Raw genomic sequence first — 14,882 nt, forward strand, 5'->3', positions numbered from 1 at the left:
TCGGAGGAGTAATACAATGGCAGTTGTTAAATGTAAACCGACATCTCCGGGTCGTCGCCACGTTGTTAAAGTGGTTAACCCTGAGCTGCACAAGGGCAAACCTTTTGCTCCGTTGCTGGAAAAAAACAGCAAATCCGGTGGTCGTAACAACAATGGCCGTATCACCACTCGTCACATCGGTGGTGGTCACAAACAGGCCTACCGTATTGTTGACTTCAAACGCAACAAAGACGGTATCCCGGCAGTTGTTGAACGTCTTGAGTACGATCCGAACCGCTCCGCGAACATCGCGCTGGTTCTGTACAAAGATGGCGAGCGCCGTTACATCCTGGCCCCTAAAGGCCTGAAAGCTGGCGACCAGATTCAGTCTGGCGTTGATGCTGCAATCAAACCAGGTAACACCCTGCCGATGCGCAACATCCCGGTTGGTTCTACTGTTCATAACGTAGAAATGAAACCAGGTAAAGGCGGTCAGCTGGCACGTTCTGCTGGTACCTATGTTCAGATCGTTGCTCGTGACGGTGCTTATGTCACCCTGCGTCTGCGTTCTGGCGAAATGCGTAAAGTGGAAGCTGACTGCCGCGCTACTCTGGGCGAAGTTGGTAACGCTGAGCATATGCTGCGCGTTCTGGGTAAAGCAGGTGCTGCACGCTGGCGTGGTGTTCGTCCTACCGTTCGCGGTACGGCGATGAACCCGGTGGATCACCCACATGGTGGTGGTGAAGGTCGTAACTTTGGTAAGCACCCGGTAACTCCGTGGGGCGTTCAGACCAAAGGTAAGAAGACCCGCAGCAACAAGCGTACTGATAAATTCATCGTACGTCGCCGTAGCAAATAATTTTAGAGGATAAGCCATGCCACGTTCTCTCAAGAAAGGTCCTTTTATTGACCTGCACTTGCTGAAGAAGGTAGAGAAAGCGGTGGAAAGCGGTGACAAGAAGCCCCTGCGCACTTGGTCCCGTCGTTCAACGATCTTTCCAAACATGATCGGTTTGACCATCGCTGTCCATAATGGTCGTCAGCACGTTCCAGTATTCGTTTCCGATGAAATGGTCGGTCACAAACTGGGTGAATTCGCACCGACCCGTACTTATCGCGGTCACGCGGCTGATAAAAAAGCCAAGAAGAAATAAGTAGGAGGAAGAGATGGAAACTATCGCTAAACATCGCCATGCTCGTTCTTCTGCTCAGAAGGTTCGCCTGGTGGCTGACCTGATTCGCGGTAAGAAAGTGTCGCAGGCTCTGGATATTCTGACCTACACCAATAAGAAAGCGGCTGTATTGGTTAAGAAAGTCCTGGAATCTGCCATTGCTAACGCTGAACACAACGATGGCGCTGACATTGACGATCTGAAAGTCACGAAAATTTTCGTAGACGAAGGCCCGAGCATGAAACGCATTATGCCGCGTGCGAAAGGTCGTGCAGATCGCATTCTGAAGCGCACCAGCCACATCACTGTGGTTGTGTCCGATCGCTGAGACTCTGGAGACTAGCAATGGGTCAGAAAGTACATCCTAATGGTATTCGCCTGGGTATTGTAAAACCATGGAACTCTACCTGGTTCGCGAACACCAAAGAATTCGCTGACAACCTGGACAGCGACTTTAAAGTTCGTCAGTACCTGAATAAGGAACTGGCTAAAGCGTCTGTATCTCGTATCGTTATCGAGCGTCCGGCTAAAAGCATCCGTGTGACCATTCACACTGCTCGCCCGGGTATCGTTATCGGTAAGAAAGGTGAAGACGTTGAAAAACTGCGTAAGGGCGTAGCGGACATCGCTGGCGTGCCTGCACAGATCAATATCGCCGAAGTTCGTAAACCTGAACTGGACGCAAAATTGGTTGCTGACAGCATCACTTCTCAGCTGGAACGTCGCGTTATGTTCCGTCGTGCTATGAAGCGTGCTGTACAGAACGCCATGCGTCTGGGCGCTAAAGGTATCAAAGTTGAAGTTAGCGGCCGTCTGGGCGGCGCTGAGATCGCACGTACCGAGTGGTATCGTGAAGGTCGCGTTCCGCTGCACACTCTGCGCGCTGACATCGACTACAACACCTCCGAAGCGCACACCACTTACGGTGTAATCGGCGTTAAAGTGTGGATCTTCAAAGGTGAGATCCTTGGTGGTATGGCTGCTGTTGAACAACCGGAAAAACCGGCTGCTCAACCGAAAAAGCAGCAGCGTAAAGGCCGTAAATAAGGAGCGTCGCTGATGTTACAACCAAAGCGTACAAAATTCCGTAAAGTGCACAAAGGCCGCAACCGTGGTCTGGCGCAGGGTACGGATGTTAGCTTCGGCACTTACGGTCTTAAAGCTGTTGGCCGTGGTCGTCTGACTGCCCGTCAGATCGAAGCAGCACGTCGTGCAATGACCCGTGCAGTTAAGCGTCAGGGTAAGATCTGGATCCGTGTATTCCCGGACAAACCGATCACCGAAAAGCCGCTGGAAGTGCGTATGGGTAAAGGTAAAGGTAACGTGGAGTATTGGGTTGCCTTGATTCAGCCGGGTAAAGTCCTGTACGAAATGGACGGTGTGCCGGAAGAGCTGGCCCGTGAAGCATTCAAGCTGGCAGCAGCGAAACTGCCGATTAAAACCACCTTTGTAACTAAGACGGTGATGTAATGAAAGCAAAAGAGCTGCGTGAGAAGAGTGTTGAAGAGCTGAACACCGAGCTGCTTAACCTGCTGCGCGAGCAGTTCAACCTGCGTATGCAGGCTGCAAGTGGCCAGCTGCAACAGACTCACCTGTTGAAGCAAGTGCGTCGTGATGTCGCACGCGTTAAGACTTTACTGACTGAGAAGGCGGGTGCGTAATGACCGATAAAATCCGTACTCTGCAAGGTCGCGTTGTTAGCGACAAAATGGAGAAATCCATTGTTGTTGCCATCGAGCGTTTTGTGAAACACCCGATCTACGGTAAATTCATCAAGCGTACGACCAAACTGCACGTACATGACGAGAACAACGAATGCGGTATCGGTGACGTGGTTGAAATCCGCGAATGCCGTCCGCTGTCCAAGACTAAGTCCTGGACGCTGGTTCGCGTTGTAGAGAAAGCGGTTCTGTAATAGAGTAGCGCTCTCTAACAGAATAAACGGCTCAGCGATGAGCCGTTTATTTTTTCTACCCATATCCTGTGAGCGGTGTTATAATGCCGCGCCCTCGATTATGGGGATTTTTAACGACCTGATATTTAGGTCCCGAAGTAGTAGTTGACATTAGCGGAGCACTGAAATGATCCAAGAACAGACTATGCTGAACGTCGCCGACAACTCCGGCGCGCGTCGCGTAATGTGTATCAAGGTTCTGGGTGGCTCGCACCGTCGCTACGCAGGCGTCGGCGATATCATCAAAATTACCATCAAGGAAGCAATTCCTCGCGGTAAAGTTAAGAAAGGTGATGTGCTGAAGGCGGTAGTGGTGCGCACCAAGAAGGGTGTTCGTCGCCCTGACGGTTCTGTCGTTCGCTTCGATGGCAATGCTTGTGTTCTTCTGAACAACAACAGCGAGCAGCCTATCGGTACGCGTATTTTTGGGCCGGTAACTCGTGAACTTCGTTCTGAGAAGTTTATGAAAATCATCTCTCTGGCACCAGAAGTACTCTAAGGAGCGAATCATGGCAGCGAAAATCCGTCGTGATGACGAAGTTATCGTGTTAACCGGTAAAGATAAAGGTAAGCGCGGTAAAGTTAAGAATGTCCTGTCTTCCGGCAAGGTCATTGTTGAAGGTATCAACCTGGTTAAGAAACATCAGAAGCCGGTTCCGGCCCTGAACCAACCGGGTGGCATCGTTGAAAAAGAAGCTGCAATTCAGGTTTCTAACGTTGCAATCTTCAATGCGGCAACCGGCAAGGCTGACCGTGTAGGCTTTAGATTCGAAGATGGCAAAAAAGTCCGTTTCTTCAAATCTAACAGCGAAACTATCAAGTAATTTGGAGTAGTACGATGGCGAAACTGCATGATTACTACAAAGACGAAGTAGTTAATAAACTGATGACTCAGTTCAACTACAATTCTGTCATGCAAGTCCCTCGGGTCGAGAAGATCACCCTGAACATGGGTGTTGGTGAAGCGATCGCTGACAAGAAACTGCTGGATAACGCAGCAGCTGACCTGGCAGCAATCTCCGGTCAAAAACCGCTGATCACCAAAGCACGCAAATCTGTTGCAGGCTTCAAAATCCGTCAGGGCTATCCGATCGGCTGTAAAGTAACTCTGCGTGGCGAACGCATGTGGGAGTTCTTTGAGCGCCTGATCACTATTGCTGTACCGCGTATTCGTGACTTCCGCGGCCTGTCCGCTAAGTCTTTCGACGGTCGTGGCAATTACAGCATGGGTGTCCGTGAGCAGATCATCTTCCCGGAAATCGACTATGACAAAGTCGATCGCGTTCGTGGTTTGGATATTACCATTACCACTACTGCGAAATCTGATGAAGAAGGCCGTGCTCTGCTGGCTGCCTTTGACTTCCCGTTCCGCAAGTAAGGTAGGGTTACTTCATGGCTAAGCAATCAATGAAAGCACGCGAAGTAAAGCGCGTAGCTTTAGCTGAAAAATACTTCGCTAAACGCGCTGAACTGAAAGCGATCATTTCTGATGTGAACGCTTCCGACGAAGATCGTTGGAACGCTGTTCTGAAGCTGCAGACTCTGCCGCGTGATTCCAGCCCGTCTCGTCAGCGTAACCGCTGCCGTCAAACTGGTCGTCCGCACGCTTTCCTGCGGAAGTTCGGGTTGAGCCGTATTAAGGTCCGTGAAGCCGCTATGCGCGGTGAAATCCCGGGTCTGAAAAAGGCTAGCTGGTAATTGTCACCAATTGAATCACGGGAGTAAAGACAGATGAGCATGCAAGATCCGATCGCGGATATGCTGACCCGTATCCGTAACGGTCAGGCCGCGAACAAAGCTGCGGTCACCATGCCTTCCTCCAAGCTGAAAGTGGCAATCGCCAACGTGCTGAAGGAAGAAGGTTTTATTGAAGATTTTAAAGTTGAAGGCGACACCAAGCCGGAACTGGAAGTAACTCTTAAGTACTTCCAGGGTAAAGCTGTTGTAGAAAGCATTCAGCGTGTCAGCCGCCCAGGTCTGCGCATCTATAAGAAAAAAGATGAGCTGCCGAAAGTTATGGCTGGCCTTGGTATTGCGGTTATTTCTACCTCTAAAGGTGTTATGACTGATCGTGCAGCGCGCCAGGCTGGTCTTGGTGGCGAAATTATCTGCTACGTAGCCTAATCGGAGGAAAAAATGTCTCGTGTTGCTAAAGCACCGGTCGTTATTCCTGCCGGCGTTGATGTAAAACTCAACGGTCAGGTTATCACGATCAAAGGTAAAAACGGCGAGCTGACTCGTACTCTCAACGATGCTGTTGAAGTTAAACATGCAGATAATGCTCTGACTTTCGGTCCGCGTGATGGTTTTGCGGACGGTTGGGCTCAGGCTGGTACCGCGCGTGCCCTGCTGAATTCAATGGTTATCGGTGTTACCGAAGGCTTCACTAAGAAGCTGCAGCTGGTTGGTGTAGGTTATCGTGCAGCGATCAAAGGGAACGTAGTAAACCTGTCTCTGGGTTTCTCCCACCCTGTTGATCATCAGCTGCCTGCGGGTATCACTGCAGAATGTCCGTCTCAGACTGAAATCGTGCTGAAAGGCGCTGATAAACAGCTGATCGGCCAGGTTGCTGCTGACCTGCGCGCCTACCGTCGTCCTGAGCCTTACAAAGGCAAGGGTGTTCGTTACGCCGACGAAGTCGTGCGTACCAAAGAGGCTAAGAAGAAGTAAGGTAACACTATGGATAAGAAATCTGCTCGTATCCGTCGTGCGACCCGCGCACGTCGCAAGCTCAAAGAGCTTGGTGCGACCCGCCTGGTGGTACATCGTACCCCGCGTCATATTTACGCACAGGTAATCGCCCCGAACGGTTCTGAAGTTCTGGTAGCCGCTTCTACTGTAGAAAAAGCTATTGCTGAGCAACTGAAGTACACTGGAAACAAAGACGCCGCTGCAGCAGTTGGTAAAGCTGTTGCTGAGCGCGCGCTGGAAAAAGGCATCAAAGATGTTTCCTTTGACCGCTCTGGTTTCCAATATCATGGTCGTGTCCAGGCACTGGCAGATGCTGCCCGTGAAGCTGGCCTTCAGTTCTAAGGTAGAGGTGTAAGATGGCTCACATCGAAAAACAAGCTGGCGAACTGCAGGAAAAGCTGATCGCGGTAAACCGCGTATCTAAAACCGTAAAAGGTGGTCGTATTTTTAGCTTCACCGCTCTGACTGTAGTGGGTGATGGCAACGGCCGCGTTGGTTTTGGTTACGGTAAAGCACGCGAAGTTCCGGCAGCGATCCAGAAAGCGATGGAAAAAGCCCGTCGCAATATGATTAACGTCGCGCTGAACCACGGCACCCTGCAGCACCCGGTTAAAGGTGCTCACACGGGTTCTCGTGTATTCATGCAGCCGGCTTCCGAAGGTACCGGTATCATCGCCGGTGGTGCAATGCGCGCCGTTCTGGAAGTCGCTGGGGTTCATAACGTTCTGGCTAAAGCCTATGGTTCCACCAACCCGATCAACGTGGTTCGTGCAACTATTGATGGCCTGGCCAACATGAAATCCCCGGAAATGGTCGCTGCCAAGCGTGGTAAATCCGTTGAAGAAATTCTGGGGTAATTGACCATGGCAAAGACTATTAAAATCACTCAAACCCGCAGTGCAATCGGTCGTCTGCCGAAACATAAGGCAACGCTGCTTGGCCTGGGTCTGCGTCGTATTGGCCACACCGTAGAGCGCGAGGATACTCCTGCTGTTCGCGGTATGGTCAACGCGGTTTCCTTCATGGTTAAAGTTGAGGAGTAAGAGATGCGTTTAAATACTCTGTCTCCGGCCGAAGGCTCCAAAAAGGCGGGTAAACGCCTGGGTCGTGGTATCGGTTCTGGCCTCGGTAAAACCGGTGGTCGTGGTCACAAAGGTCAGAAGTCTCGTTCTGGCGGTGGCGTACGTCGCGGTTTCGAGGGCGGCCAGATGCCTCTGTACCGTCGTCTGCCGAAATTCGGTTTCACTTCTCGTAAAGCAATGATCACGGCAGAAGTTCGTCTGTCTGATCTGGCTAAAGTAGAAGGCGACGTGGTAGACCTGAACACGCTGAAAGCGGCAAACATTATCGGTATCCAGATTGAATTCGCGAAAGTGATTCTGGCTGGTGAAGTTACTCGTCCGGTAACTGTTCGTGGCCTGCGTGTGACTAAAGGCGCTCGTGCTGCTATCGAAGCTGCTGGCGGTAAAATCGAGGAATAAGTAGCAGATGGCTAAACAACCGGGATTAGATTTTCAAAGTGCCAAAGGTGGCCTTGGCGAACTGAAACGCAGACTGCTGTTTGTTATCGGTGCGCTGATTGTGTTCCGAATTGGCTCTTTTATTCCAATCCCTGGTATTGATGCCGCTGTACTTGCCAAACTGCTTGAGCAACAGCGTGGCACCATCATTGAAATGTTTAACATGTTCTCTGGTGGTGCTCTCAGCCGTGCTTCTATTTTCGCTCTGGGTATTATGCCGTATATTTCGGCCTCTATTATTATCCAGCTACTAACTGTCGTTCACCCGACATTGGCAGAAATGAAAAAAGAAGGGGAGTCTGGTCGACGTAAGATCAGCCAGTACACCCGTTACGGCACTCTGGTGCTGGCAATATTCCAGTCGATCGGTATTGCTACCGGTCTGCCGAATATGCCTGGTATGCAAGGCCTGGTAATTAATCCGGGCTTTGCATTCTATTTCACCGCTGTTGTGAGTCTTGTCACCGGGACAATGTTCCTCATGTGGCTGGGCGAACAGATTACTGAGCGTGGTATCGGCAACGGTATCTCTATCATAATCTTCGCTGGTATCGTTGCGGGTCTTCCGCCGGCCATTGGCCATACCATCGAGCAAGCGCGGCAAGGCGACCTGCACTTCCTTCTGTTGCTGTTGGTTGCAGTATTAGTATTCGCAGTGACTTTCTTTGTTGTGTTTGTTGAGCGTGGTCAGCGCCGTATCGTCGTGAACTATGCAAAACGTCAGCAAGGTCGTCGTGTCTATGCTGCACAGAGCACACATTTACCGCTGAAAGTGAACATGGCTGGGGTTATTCCGGCAATTTTCGCTTCCAGTATTATTCTGTTCCCGGCGACCATCGCATCATGGTTCGGGGGCGGTACTGGTTGGAACTGGCTGACAACAATTTCGCTGTATTTGCAGCCTGGGCAACCGCTTTATGTGTTACTCTATGCGTCTGCAATCATCTTCTTCTGTTTCTTCTACACGGCGTTGGTTTTCAACCCGCGTGAAACAGCAGATAACCTGAAGAAGTCCGGTGCATTCGTGCCAGGAATTCGTCCGGGAGAACAAACGGCGAAGTATATCGATAAAGTAATGACACGCCTGACTTTAGTTGGCGCGCTGTATATTACTTTCATTTGCCTGATCCCGGAGTTCATGCGTGATGCAATGAAGGTTCCGTTCTATTTTGGTGGAACGTCATTACTTATCGTTGTCGTTGTCATCATGGACTTTATGGCTCAAGTGCAAACTCTGATGATGTCTAGTCAGTATGAGTCTGCATTGAAGAAAGCGAACCTCAAAGGCTACGGCCGTTAATGGTCGCTTGAGAAGTTACGGAGAGTAAAAATGAAAGTTCGTGCTTCCGTCAAGAAATTATGCCGTAACTGCAAAATCGTTAAGCGTGATGGCGTCATCCGCGTGATTTGCAGTGCCGAGCCGAAGCATAAACAGCGTCAAGGCTGATTATCTCGCATATTTTTCTTGCAAAGTTGGGTTGAGCTGGCTAGATTAGCCAGCCAATCTTTTGTATGTCTGTGCGTTTCCATTTGAGTATCCTGAAAACGGGCTTTTCAGCATGGGGCGCATAATCAATATAGTAGGAGTGCATAGTGGCCCGTATAGCAGGCATTAACATTCCTGATCATAAGCATGCCGTAATCGCATTAACTTCGATCTACGGTATCGGCAAAACCCGTTCTAAAGCTATCCTGGCTGCGGTGGGTTTCGCTGAAGATGTTAAGATCAGTGAGCTGTCTGAAGAACAAATCGACACGCTGCGTGACGAAGTTGCCAAATTTGTCGTTGAAGGTGATCTGCGCCGTGAAGTGAGTATGAGCATCAAGCGCCTGATGGATCTTGGTTGCTATCGCGGTTTGCGTCATCGTCGTGGTCTCCCGGTTCGCGGTCAGCGTACCAAGACCAACGCACGTACCCGTAAGGGTCCGCGCAAACCGATCAAGAAATAATCGGGGTGATTGAATAATGGCAAAGGCACCAGTTCGTGCACGTAAGCGTGTAAGAAAACAAGTCTCTGACGGCGTGGCTCATATCCATGCTTCTTTCAACAACACCATCGTTACTATTACTGATCGTCAAGGTAACGCTCTGGGTTGGGCAACTGCCGGTGGTTCCGGTTTCCGTGGTTCTCGCAAATCCACTCCGTTCGCAGCTCAGGTTGCAGCAGAGCGTTGCGCAGAAGCCGTGAAAGAATACGGTATCAAGAACCTGGAAGTTATGGTTAAGGGACCGGGTCCGGGCCGCGAATCTACTATTCGTGCTCTGAACGCCGCTGGTTTCCGCATCACTAATATTACTGATGTGACTCCGATCCCTCACAACGGTTGTCGTCCGCCGAAAAAACGTCGCGTATAACGCCCGTTTTTAGGAATGTTGGAGAAAGAAAATGGCAAGATATTTGGGTCCTAAGCTCAAGCTGAGCCGTCGCGAGGGCACAGACCTGTTCCTTAAGTCTGGCGTTCGCGCGATCGATACCAAGTGTAAAATTGAACAAGCTCCTGGCCAGCACGGCGCACGTAAACCGCGTCTGTCTGACTATGGTGTGCAGTTGCGTGAAAAGCAAAAAGTTCGCCGTATCTACGGTGTGCTGGAGCGTCAGTTCCGTAACTACTACAAAGAAGCCGCGCGTCTGAAAGGCAACACCGGTGAAAACCTGTTGGCTCTGCTGGAAGGTCGTCTGGACAACGTTGTATACCGTATGGGCTTTGGCGCCACTCGTGCAGAAGCACGTCAGCTGGTTAGCCACAAAGCGATTATGGTAAACGGTCGTGTTGTTAACATCGCTTCTTACCAGGTTAGTCCGAACGACGTAGTCAGCGTTCGTGAGAAAGCGAAAAAGCAGTCTCGCGTGAAAGCCGCTCTGGAGCTGGCTGAGCAGCGTGAAAAGCCAACCTGGCTGGAAGTTGATGCTGGCAAGATGGAAGGTACCTTCAAGCGTAAGCCTGAGCGCACCGATCTGTCTGCGGACATTAACGAACACCTGATCGTCGAGCTTTACTCCAAGTAAAGCTTAGTACCAAAGAGAGGACACAATGCAGGGTTCTGTGACAGAGTTTCTAAAACCGCGCCTGGTAGATATCGAGCAAGTGAGTTCGACGCACGCCAAGGTGACCCTTGAGCCTTTAGAGCGTGGCTTTGGCCATACTCTGGGTAACGCACTGCGCCGTATTCTGCTTTCATCGATGCCGGGTTGCGCGGTGACCGAGGTTGAGATTGATGGTGTACTGCACGAGTACAGCACCAAAGAAGGCGTTCAGGAAGATATCCTGGAGATCCTGCTCAACCTGAAAGGGCTGGCGGTGAGAGTTCAGGGTAAAGATGAAGTTGTACTTACTCTGAATAAATCTGGCATTGGCCCTGTAACCGCAGCCGACATCACCCATGACGGTGATGTCGAAATCGTCAAGCCGCAGCATGTGATCTGCCACCTGACCGATGAGAACGCATCTATTAGCATGCGCATCAAAGTTCAGCGCGGTCGTGGTTATGTGCCGGCGTCTGCCCGAATTCATTCGGAAGAAGATGAGCGCCCAATCGGCCGTCTGCTGGTCGACGCTTGCTACAGCCCTGTAGAACGTATTGCCTACAATGTTGAAGCAGCGCGTGTAGAACAGCGTACCGACCTGGACAAGCTGGTCATCGAAATGGAAACCAACGGCACAATCGATCCTGAAGAGGCGATTCGTCGTGCGGCGACCATCCTGGCAGAACAACTTGAAGCTTTCGTTGACTTACGTGATGTTCGTCAGCCGGAAGTGAAAGAAGAGAAACCAGAGTTCGATCCGATCCTGCTGCGCCCTGTTGACGATCTGGAATTGACTGTCCGCTCTGCTAACTGCCTTAAGGCAGAAGCTATCCACTACATCGGTGATCTGGTACAACGTACCGAGGTTGAGTTGCTGAAAACGCCGAACCTCGGTAAGAAATCTCTTACTGAGATTAAAGATGTGCTGGCTTCCCGTGGTCTGTCTCTGGGCATGCGCCTGGAAAACTGGCCGCCGGCAAGCATTGCAGATGAGTAACCGGATCACAGGTTAAGGTTTTACTGAGAAGGATAAGGTCATGCGCCATCGTAAGAGTGGTCGTCAACTGAACCGCAACAGCAGCCATCGCCAGGCAATGTTCCGCAACATGGCCGGCTCCCTGGTTCGTCATGAAATCATCAAGACGACCCTGCCGAAAGCGAAAGAGCTGCGTCGCGTAGTTGAGCCGCTGATTACTCTTGCCAAGACCGACAGCGTAGCTAATCGTCGTCTGGCATTCGCCCGTACTCGTGATAACGAGATCGTGGCAAAACTGTTTAACGAGCTGGGCCCGCGTTTCGCGAGCCGTGCCGGTGGTTACACTCGCATTCTGAAGTGTGGCTTCCGTGCTGGTGACAACGCTCCGATGGCATACATCGAGCTGGTTGATCGCGCCGAGCCGCAAGCAGAAGCAGCTGCAGAGTAATTTGCAGTGTAGTGAAAAAACCCGCCTCGGCGGGTTTTTTTATACCTGTCGTTCTGGGGTTCAATCGCCTATTCTTCACTTCTGCTCTCATTCCCTTTAAGGAGTCTGCAATGTGGTTAATGGATCAGTGGGCCGAACGCCATATCCTTGAGGCCCAGCAAAAAGGTGAATTCGACAACCTACCTGGTTCTGGCGAGCCGCTGGTGCTTGAGGACGATTCGCACCTCGCGCCTGAACTGCGTGTCGGCTATCGGTTGTTGAAAAATGCGGGCTTCCTTCCACCCGAGCTTGAGGCGCGCAAAGAAGCGTTACTGCTTAATGATCTCCTTAGTGAAATTAATCATCACCATCCTGATTACCAGACCGTTTGTAAAAGACTGGCTTTGCTAGAGCTTAAATTGAAGCAGGCAGGGCTTAGTACTGATTTTCTGCGCGGCAGCTACGCCAGCGCCCTCGCCAGCAAACTGGAGGAATAACGATGTATCGTATTGGAGAGCTTGCGCGCCTTGCAGGCGTAACGCCGGACACGGTGCGTTATTACGAGAAACAGCAAATGATGGAGCATGAAATCCGTACTGAAGGCGGCTTCCGACTCTATACTGACAACGATTTGCGACGTCTGCGCTTCATTCGCCATGCGCGTCAGTTAGGGTTTACCCTTGAGTCCATCAGAGAACTGCTATCGATTCGCATTGATCCGGAGCATCACACCTGCCAGGAGTCGAAAAGTATTGTTCAGGCGCGACTGCATGAAGTTGACAGCCGTATTCAGGAATTGCAGAACATGCGCGTTTCTTTGCAGAAGCTGAATGACGCCTGTTGCGGCACGGCGCACAGCAGCGTTTATTGCTCGATCCTGGAGACACTTGAGCAGGGCGCGAATGGAGAGACCGGGTCGCATTGATCTTTCACCTTCTCAGGCCTACACTTGCGTCGAATAAACTACAGGAGCAATGATGAGTCGCTATAAACATACCAAAGGGCAAATCCAGGATAACGCGATAGAAGCCCTGCTGCATGATCCTCTGTTTCGCCAGCGTGTTGAAAAAAACCTCAAAGGGAAAGGCAGCTACCAGCGTAAAGGAAAACATGGCAAGCGGAGTAACTGGGAGGCCAGTGGCAAACAAGCAAATCGCTTTTTTACCACTGGCCTTCTGCTTTTGCGGGCCTTTATGTGCGACGATTTTGCTCTTTCAGCAAATCGCGGATTTCAGTAAGTAAAACCTGTTCTTTGCTTGGACCCGGCGCTTCCTTTGGCTTTTTCTGGTGCAATTTATTAATGACCTTAATGGCCAGAAAAATAGCGAAAGCGACAATCACAAAATCAAACACGTTCTGAATGAAAACACCATAGTGCATGATGACGGCGGGCGTATCTCCGACAGCAGGTCGCAGTGTCAAAGCAAACTGTTTAAAATCGATTCCCCCAATTAACAAGCCCAGCGGTGGCATAATAATGTCGGCCACGAGTGAAGAAACAATCTTGCCGAATGCGGCACCAATTATGACACCCACTGCCAAATCCACCACGTTTCCGCGCATTGCGAATTCACGAAACTCTTTAAAAAAGCTCATTGTTCTACTCCCTGGATTTTAAAACCTAACTAAGTCTAACAAAGGAAATATGATTTTCCATTTTACCGCTTAAGAGAAAATTACTTTTAATCCTTGAAGATCATGCGGATATATTCAGCGACAATAAAAAAGGCGGCCGCAGCCGCCTGAATTTTATAAAAAGAAGGGGCTTGGCTGGAAGAGTCGCTCGACATCGGTAACGTATTTTTTGTCGGTCAGGAACATAATCACATGATCCCCCTGCTCAATACGTAAATTGTCATTGGCGATCATGACATCATTACCGCGCACTACCGCACCGATAATGGTACCAGGCGGCAGCTTGATATCATCAATCACGCGTCCGACAACGCGGGATGTCGTCTCATCGCCATGCGCTACGGCTTCGATGGCTTCAGCCACGCCGCGACGCAGCGACGAGACGCTGACGATATCCGCTTTACGCACATGTCCAAGCAGCGCAGAAATCGTCGCCTGCTGAGGCGAAATAGCGATATCGATCACGCTGCCTTGCACCAGATCCACATAGGCACGGCGCTGAATCAGCACCATCACTTTTTTTGCGCCCATGCGTTTGGCCAGCATGGCGGACATGATATTAGCTTCGTCATCATTAGTGACAGCAATAAAAAGATCCACCTGATCGATATGCTCTTCTGCAAGCAGCTCTTGATCCGATGCATCGCCATAAAATACGATCGTATGCTGCAGTTTCTCCGCGAGCTCTGCGGCGCGCTGTTGATCGCGCTCAATAAGCTTAACGCTGTAATCCTTTTCCAGCCGGCGCGCGAGGCCCGCGCCGATATTCCCACCGCCTACCAGCATAATGCGTTTATAAGGTTTTTCGAGCCGCTGAAGTTCGCTCATGACAGCGCGGATATGCTGTGACGCCGCGATAAAAAACACTTCATCACCCGCTTCCACAATAGTGGAACCCTGCGGCCTGATAGGTCTGTCGTGACGGAAAATAGCGGCCACACGTGTGTCAATATGCGGCATATGTTCGCGCATTGTCGAGAGCGCGTTACCGACCAGTGGACCGCCATAATAGGCTTTCACAACGGCGAGACTGACTTTACCTTCGGCGAAATTCACCACCTGCAAGGCGCCTGGATATTCAATAAGCCGGTAGATATTATCAATCACCAGTTGTTCCGGTGCGATCAGATGATCGATTGGCACCGCTTCAGGTGTAAACAAGCGTTCGGCATCACGCACATAATCTGGCGCGCGAATACGCGCGATACGATTAGGCGTATTAAACAGGGAATACGCGACCTGACAGGCGATCATGTTCGTCTCATCAGAGCTGGTGACCGCAACCAGCATATCAGCGTCGTCAGCGCCCGCCTCGCGCAGAACGCGTGGATGGGAGCCGTGCCCCTGCACGACGCGCAAATCAAACTTATCCTGAAGTATGCGCAGACGATCGCTGTTGGTATCGACAACGGTAATATCGTTGTTTTCGCCTACCAGGTTTTCCGCCAGCGTACCGCCGACCTGGCCGGCGCCCAGAATGATTATCTTCATCGTTTTGCTTC

General features: G+C 50.9%; 29 protein-coding genes. 27 read left to right on the forward strand and 2 right to left on the reverse strand.

The window, feature by feature from the left end:
* Nucleotides 1–16: 16 nt before the first annotated feature.
* From rplB to AFK63_RS00535, 27 genes are all read left to right on the forward strand, one after another.
* A complete protein-coding gene (gene rplB, locus AFK63_RS00410) occupies nt 17–838 on the forward strand; it encodes a 50S ribosomal protein L2 (RefSeq protein WP_000301864.1) in 822 nt (273 codons plus the stop codon).
* A 16-nt stretch (nt 839–854) separates the two neighbouring features.
* The gene (gene rpsS, locus AFK63_RS00415) at nt 855–1,133 is read left to right on the forward strand and encodes a 30S ribosomal protein S19 (protein ID WP_001138115.1); all 279 of its coding nucleotides are present in this window, start codon (nt 855–857) and stop codon (nt 1,131–1,133) included.
* A 13-nt stretch (nt 1,134–1,146) separates the two neighbouring features.
* Nucleotides 1,147–1,479, forward strand: coding sequence for a 50S ribosomal protein L22 (gene rplV / locus AFK63_RS00420; RefSeq protein ID WP_000447529.1), 333 nt, complete (start codon nt 1,147–1,149; stop codon nt 1,477–1,479).
* Nucleotides 1,480–1,496: 17 nt separating this feature from the next.
* Complete coding sequence (gene rpsC / locus AFK63_RS00425; RefSeq protein ID WP_004388607.1) at nt 1,497–2,198, forward strand: 30S ribosomal protein S3; 702 nt, start codon at nt 1,497–1,499, stop codon at nt 2,196–2,198.
* Between the two features lie 12 nt (nt 2,199–2,210).
* Nucleotides 2,211–2,621 (forward strand): 50S ribosomal protein L16, encoded by a 411-nt coding sequence (rplP, locus tag AFK63_RS00430; protein WP_004388608.1) that lies wholly within the window; start codon nt 2,211–2,213, stop codon nt 2,619–2,621.
* Complete coding sequence (gene rpmC, locus AFK63_RS00435; protein ID WP_004388609.1) at nt 2,621–2,812, forward strand: 50S ribosomal protein L29; 192 nt, start codon at nt 2,621–2,623, stop codon at nt 2,810–2,812. The genes rplP and rpmC overlap by 1 nt, the downstream gene beginning before the upstream one ends.
* Entirely contained in the window at nt 2,812–3,066 is a 255-nt protein-coding gene (gene rpsQ, locus AFK63_RS00440) for a 30S ribosomal protein S17 (protein WP_000130100.1), read from the forward strand. The genes rpmC and rpsQ overlap by 1 nt, the downstream gene beginning before the upstream one ends.
* A gap of 166 nt (nt 3,067–3,232) precedes the next feature.
* Nucleotides 3,233–3,604 carry a 50S ribosomal protein L14 gene (rplN, locus tag AFK63_RS00445; RefSeq protein ID WP_004388611.1) on the forward strand — a complete coding sequence of 124 codons (372 nt, stop codon included), beginning with the start codon at nt 3,233–3,235 and terminating at the stop codon, nt 3,602–3,604.
* A gap of 10 nt (nt 3,605–3,614) precedes the next feature.
* Nucleotides 3,615–3,929 carry a 50S ribosomal protein L24 gene (gene rplX, locus AFK63_RS00450; protein WP_000729185.1) on the forward strand — a complete coding sequence of 105 codons (315 nt, stop codon included), beginning with the start codon at nt 3,615–3,617 and terminating at the stop codon, nt 3,927–3,929.
* A 14-nt stretch (nt 3,930–3,943) separates the two neighbouring features.
* A complete protein-coding gene (gene rplE / locus AFK63_RS00455) occupies nt 3,944–4,483 on the forward strand; it encodes a 50S ribosomal protein L5 (RefSeq protein ID WP_007670001.1) in 540 nt (179 codons plus the stop codon).
* Between the two features lie 14 nt (nt 4,484–4,497).
* A complete protein-coding gene (rpsN, locus tag AFK63_RS00460; protein ID WP_004388614.1) occupies nt 4,498–4,803 on the forward strand; it encodes a 30S ribosomal protein S14 in 306 nt (101 codons plus the stop codon).
* A gap of 33 nt (nt 4,804–4,836) precedes the next feature.
* On the forward strand, nt 4,837–5,229 hold the full coding sequence (gene rpsH / locus AFK63_RS00465; RefSeq protein ID WP_007702493.1) for a 30S ribosomal protein S8: 393 nt from the start codon (nt 4,837–4,839) through the stop codon (nt 5,227–5,229).
* A gap of 12 nt (nt 5,230–5,241) precedes the next feature.
* The gene (gene rplF / locus AFK63_RS00470; RefSeq protein WP_038867213.1) at nt 5,242–5,775 is read left to right on the forward strand and encodes a 50S ribosomal protein L6; all 534 of its coding nucleotides are present in this window, start codon (nt 5,242–5,244) and stop codon (nt 5,773–5,775) included.
* 9 nt (nt 5,776–5,784) lie between these two features.
* On the forward strand, nt 5,785–6,138 hold the full coding sequence (gene rplR / locus AFK63_RS00475) for a 50S ribosomal protein L18 (RefSeq protein WP_000358956.1): 354 nt from the start codon (nt 5,785–5,787) through the stop codon (nt 6,136–6,138).
* A gap of 14 nt (nt 6,139–6,152) precedes the next feature.
* Nucleotides 6,153–6,653 (forward strand): 30S ribosomal protein S5, encoded by a 501-nt coding sequence (gene rpsE, locus AFK63_RS00480; RefSeq protein WP_004388617.1) that lies wholly within the window; start codon nt 6,153–6,155, stop codon nt 6,651–6,653.
* A 6-nt stretch (nt 6,654–6,659) separates the two neighbouring features.
* Nucleotides 6,660–6,839, forward strand: a complete 180-nt coding sequence (rpmD, locus tag AFK63_RS00485) for a 50S ribosomal protein L30 (RefSeq protein ID WP_001140434.1) — start codon at nt 6,660–6,662, stop codon at nt 6,837–6,839.
* A gap of 3 nt (nt 6,840–6,842) precedes the next feature.
* A complete protein-coding gene (rplO, locus tag AFK63_RS00490) occupies nt 6,843–7,277 on the forward strand; it encodes a 50S ribosomal protein L15 (RefSeq protein WP_004388618.1) in 435 nt (144 codons plus the stop codon).
* Nucleotides 7,278–7,284: 7 nt separating this feature from the next.
* A complete protein-coding gene (gene secY / locus AFK63_RS00495; RefSeq protein ID WP_004388619.1) occupies nt 7,285–8,616 on the forward strand; it encodes a preprotein translocase subunit SecY in 1,332 nt (443 codons plus the stop codon).
* A gap of 30 nt (nt 8,617–8,646) precedes the next feature.
* Nucleotides 8,647–8,763: a 50S ribosomal protein L36 gene (gene rpmJ, locus AFK63_RS19950; protein ID WP_000868187.1), complete on the forward strand. Its 117-nt coding sequence runs from the start codon at nt 8,647–8,649 to the stop codon at nt 8,761–8,763.
* Nucleotides 8,764–8,909: 146 nt separating this feature from the next.
* The gene (gene rpsM, locus AFK63_RS00500; protein WP_004388620.1) at nt 8,910–9,266 is read left to right on the forward strand and encodes a 30S ribosomal protein S13; all 357 of its coding nucleotides are present in this window, start codon (nt 8,910–8,912) and stop codon (nt 9,264–9,266) included.
* 16 nt (nt 9,267–9,282) lie between these two features.
* A complete protein-coding gene (gene rpsK / locus AFK63_RS00505; protein ID WP_004388621.1) occupies nt 9,283–9,672 on the forward strand; it encodes a 30S ribosomal protein S11 in 390 nt (129 codons plus the stop codon).
* Nucleotides 9,673–9,703: 31 nt separating this feature from the next.
* Nucleotides 9,704–10,324, forward strand: coding sequence for a 30S ribosomal protein S4 (rpsD, locus tag AFK63_RS00510; protein ID WP_004388622.1), 621 nt, complete (start codon nt 9,704–9,706; stop codon nt 10,322–10,324).
* 25 nt (nt 10,325–10,349) lie between these two features.
* The gene (locus AFK63_RS00515; protein WP_004388623.1) at nt 10,350–11,339 is read left to right on the forward strand and encodes a DNA-directed RNA polymerase subunit alpha; all 990 of its coding nucleotides are present in this window, start codon (nt 10,350–10,352) and stop codon (nt 11,337–11,339) included.
* Between the two features lie 40 nt (nt 11,340–11,379).
* A complete protein-coding gene (rplQ, locus tag AFK63_RS00520) occupies nt 11,380–11,766 on the forward strand; it encodes a 50S ribosomal protein L17 (RefSeq protein ID WP_004388624.1) in 387 nt (128 codons plus the stop codon).
* 110 nt (nt 11,767–11,876) lie between these two features.
* Nucleotides 11,877–12,242 (forward strand): DnaJ family domain-containing protein, encoded by a 366-nt coding sequence (locus AFK63_RS00525; RefSeq protein WP_038867215.1) that lies wholly within the window; start codon nt 11,877–11,879, stop codon nt 12,240–12,242.
* A gap of 2 nt (nt 12,243–12,244) precedes the next feature.
* On the forward strand, nt 12,245–12,670 hold the full coding sequence (gene zntR, locus AFK63_RS00530; RefSeq protein WP_038867217.1) for a Zn(2+)-responsive transcriptional regulator: 426 nt from the start codon (nt 12,245–12,247) through the stop codon (nt 12,668–12,670).
* Between the two features lie 52 nt (nt 12,671–12,722).
* Entirely contained in the window at nt 12,723–12,983 is a 261-nt protein-coding gene (locus tag AFK63_RS00535; protein ID WP_038867218.1) for an alternative ribosome-rescue factor A, read from the forward strand.
* Here AFK63_RS00535 and mscL read toward each other — a convergent pair.
* Nucleotides 12,937–13,341, reverse strand: a complete 405-nt coding sequence (mscL, locus tag AFK63_RS00540; RefSeq protein WP_038867220.1) for a large-conductance mechanosensitive channel protein MscL — start codon at nt 13,339–13,341, stop codon at nt 12,937–12,939. The two genes, AFK63_RS00535 and mscL, sit on opposite strands and share 47 nt — an antisense overlap.
* Nucleotides 13,342–13,494: 153 nt before the next feature.
* The gene (gene trkA / locus AFK63_RS00545) at nt 13,495–14,871 is read right to left on the reverse strand and encodes a Trk system potassium transporter TrkA (RefSeq protein WP_038867224.1); all 1,377 of its coding nucleotides are present in this window, start codon (nt 14,869–14,871) and stop codon (nt 13,495–13,497) included.
* Between the last annotated feature and the right edge of the window lie 11 nt (nt 14,872–14,882).

This window comes from Cronobacter muytjensii ATCC 51329, assembly GCF_001277195.1.
In the GTDB taxonomy this organism is placed as follows: domain Bacteria; phylum Pseudomonadota; class Gammaproteobacteria; order Enterobacterales; family Enterobacteriaceae; genus Cronobacter; species Cronobacter muytjensii.

Bases quoted from the DNA above. Each gene is read 5' to 3' on its own strand.
- rpmD (WP_001140434.1), top strand. From the start codon at position 6,660: ATGGCAAAGACTATTAAAATCACTCAAACCCGCAGTGCAATCGGTCGT.
- AFK63_RS00535 (WP_038867218.1), top strand. From the start codon at position 12,723: ATGAGTCGCTATAAACATACCAAAGGGCAAATCCAGGATAACGCGATA.
- secY (WP_004388619.1), top strand. From the start codon at position 7,285: ATGGCTAAACAACCGGGATTAGATTTTCAAAGTGCCAAAGGTGGCCTT.
- rplF (WP_038867213.1), top strand. From the start codon at position 5,242: ATGTCTCGTGTTGCTAAAGCACCGGTCGTTATTCCTGCCGGCGTTGAT.
- rplP (WP_004388608.1), top strand. From the start codon at position 2,211: ATGTTACAACCAAAGCGTACAAAATTCCGTAAAGTGCACAAAGGCCGC.
- rplV (WP_000447529.1), top strand. From the start codon at position 1,147: ATGGAAACTATCGCTAAACATCGCCATGCTCGTTCTTCTGCTCAGAAG.
- rpsS (WP_001138115.1), top strand. From the start codon at position 855: ATGCCACGTTCTCTCAAGAAAGGTCCTTTTATTGACCTGCACTTGCTG.
- rpsH (WP_007702493.1), top strand. From the start codon at position 4,837: ATGAGCATGCAAGATCCGATCGCGGATATGCTGACCCGTATCCGTAAC.
- rplO (WP_004388618.1), top strand. From the start codon at position 6,843: ATGCGTTTAAATACTCTGTCTCCGGCCGAAGGCTCCAAAAAGGCGGGT.
- trkA (WP_038867224.1), bottom strand. From the start codon at position 14,871: ATGAAGATAATCATTCTGGGCGCCGGCCAGGTCGGCGGTACGCTGGCG.
- rplB (WP_000301864.1), top strand. From the start codon at position 17: ATGGCAGTTGTTAAATGTAAACCGACATCTCCGGGTCGTCGCCACGTT.
- rpsE (WP_004388617.1), top strand. From the start codon at position 6,153: ATGGCTCACATCGAAAAACAAGCTGGCGAACTGCAGGAAAAGCTGATC.
- rplE (WP_007670001.1), top strand. From the start codon at position 3,944: ATGGCGAAACTGCATGATTACTACAAAGACGAAGTAGTTAATAAACTG.
- rplX (WP_000729185.1), top strand. From the start codon at position 3,615: ATGGCAGCGAAAATCCGTCGTGATGACGAAGTTATCGTGTTAACCGGT.
- rpsN (WP_004388614.1), top strand. From the start codon at position 4,498: ATGGCTAAGCAATCAATGAAAGCACGCGAAGTAAAGCGCGTAGCTTTA.
- AFK63_RS00525 (WP_038867215.1), top strand. From the start codon at position 11,877: ATGTGGTTAATGGATCAGTGGGCCGAACGCCATATCCTTGAGGCCCAG.
- rplR (WP_000358956.1), top strand. From the start codon at position 5,785: ATGGATAAGAAATCTGCTCGTATCCGTCGTGCGACCCGCGCACGTCGC.
- rpmJ (WP_000868187.1), top strand. From the start codon at position 8,647: ATGAAAGTTCGTGCTTCCGTCAAGAAATTATGCCGTAACTGCAAAATC.
- rpmC (WP_004388609.1), top strand. From the start codon at position 2,621: ATGAAAGCAAAAGAGCTGCGTGAGAAGAGTGTTGAAGAGCTGAACACC.
- rpsK (WP_004388621.1), top strand. From the start codon at position 9,283: ATGGCAAAGGCACCAGTTCGTGCACGTAAGCGTGTAAGAAAACAAGTC.
- rplN (WP_004388611.1), top strand. From the start codon at position 3,233: ATGATCCAAGAACAGACTATGCTGAACGTCGCCGACAACTCCGGCGCG.
- zntR (WP_038867217.1), top strand. From the start codon at position 12,245: ATGTATCGTATTGGAGAGCTTGCGCGCCTTGCAGGCGTAACGCCGGAC.
- rpsC (WP_004388607.1), top strand. From the start codon at position 1,497: ATGGGTCAGAAAGTACATCCTAATGGTATTCGCCTGGGTATTGTAAAA.
- rpsQ (WP_000130100.1), top strand. From the start codon at position 2,812: ATGACCGATAAAATCCGTACTCTGCAAGGTCGCGTTGTTAGCGACAAA.
- mscL (WP_038867220.1), bottom strand. From the start codon at position 13,341: ATGAGCTTTTTTAAAGAGTTTCGTGAATTCGCAATGCGCGGAAACGTG.
- rpsD (WP_004388622.1), top strand. From the start codon at position 9,704: ATGGCAAGATATTTGGGTCCTAAGCTCAAGCTGAGCCGTCGCGAGGGC.
- AFK63_RS00515 (WP_004388623.1), top strand. From the start codon at position 10,350: ATGCAGGGTTCTGTGACAGAGTTTCTAAAACCGCGCCTGGTAGATATC.
- rplQ (WP_004388624.1), top strand. From the start codon at position 11,380: ATGCGCCATCGTAAGAGTGGTCGTCAACTGAACCGCAACAGCAGCCAT.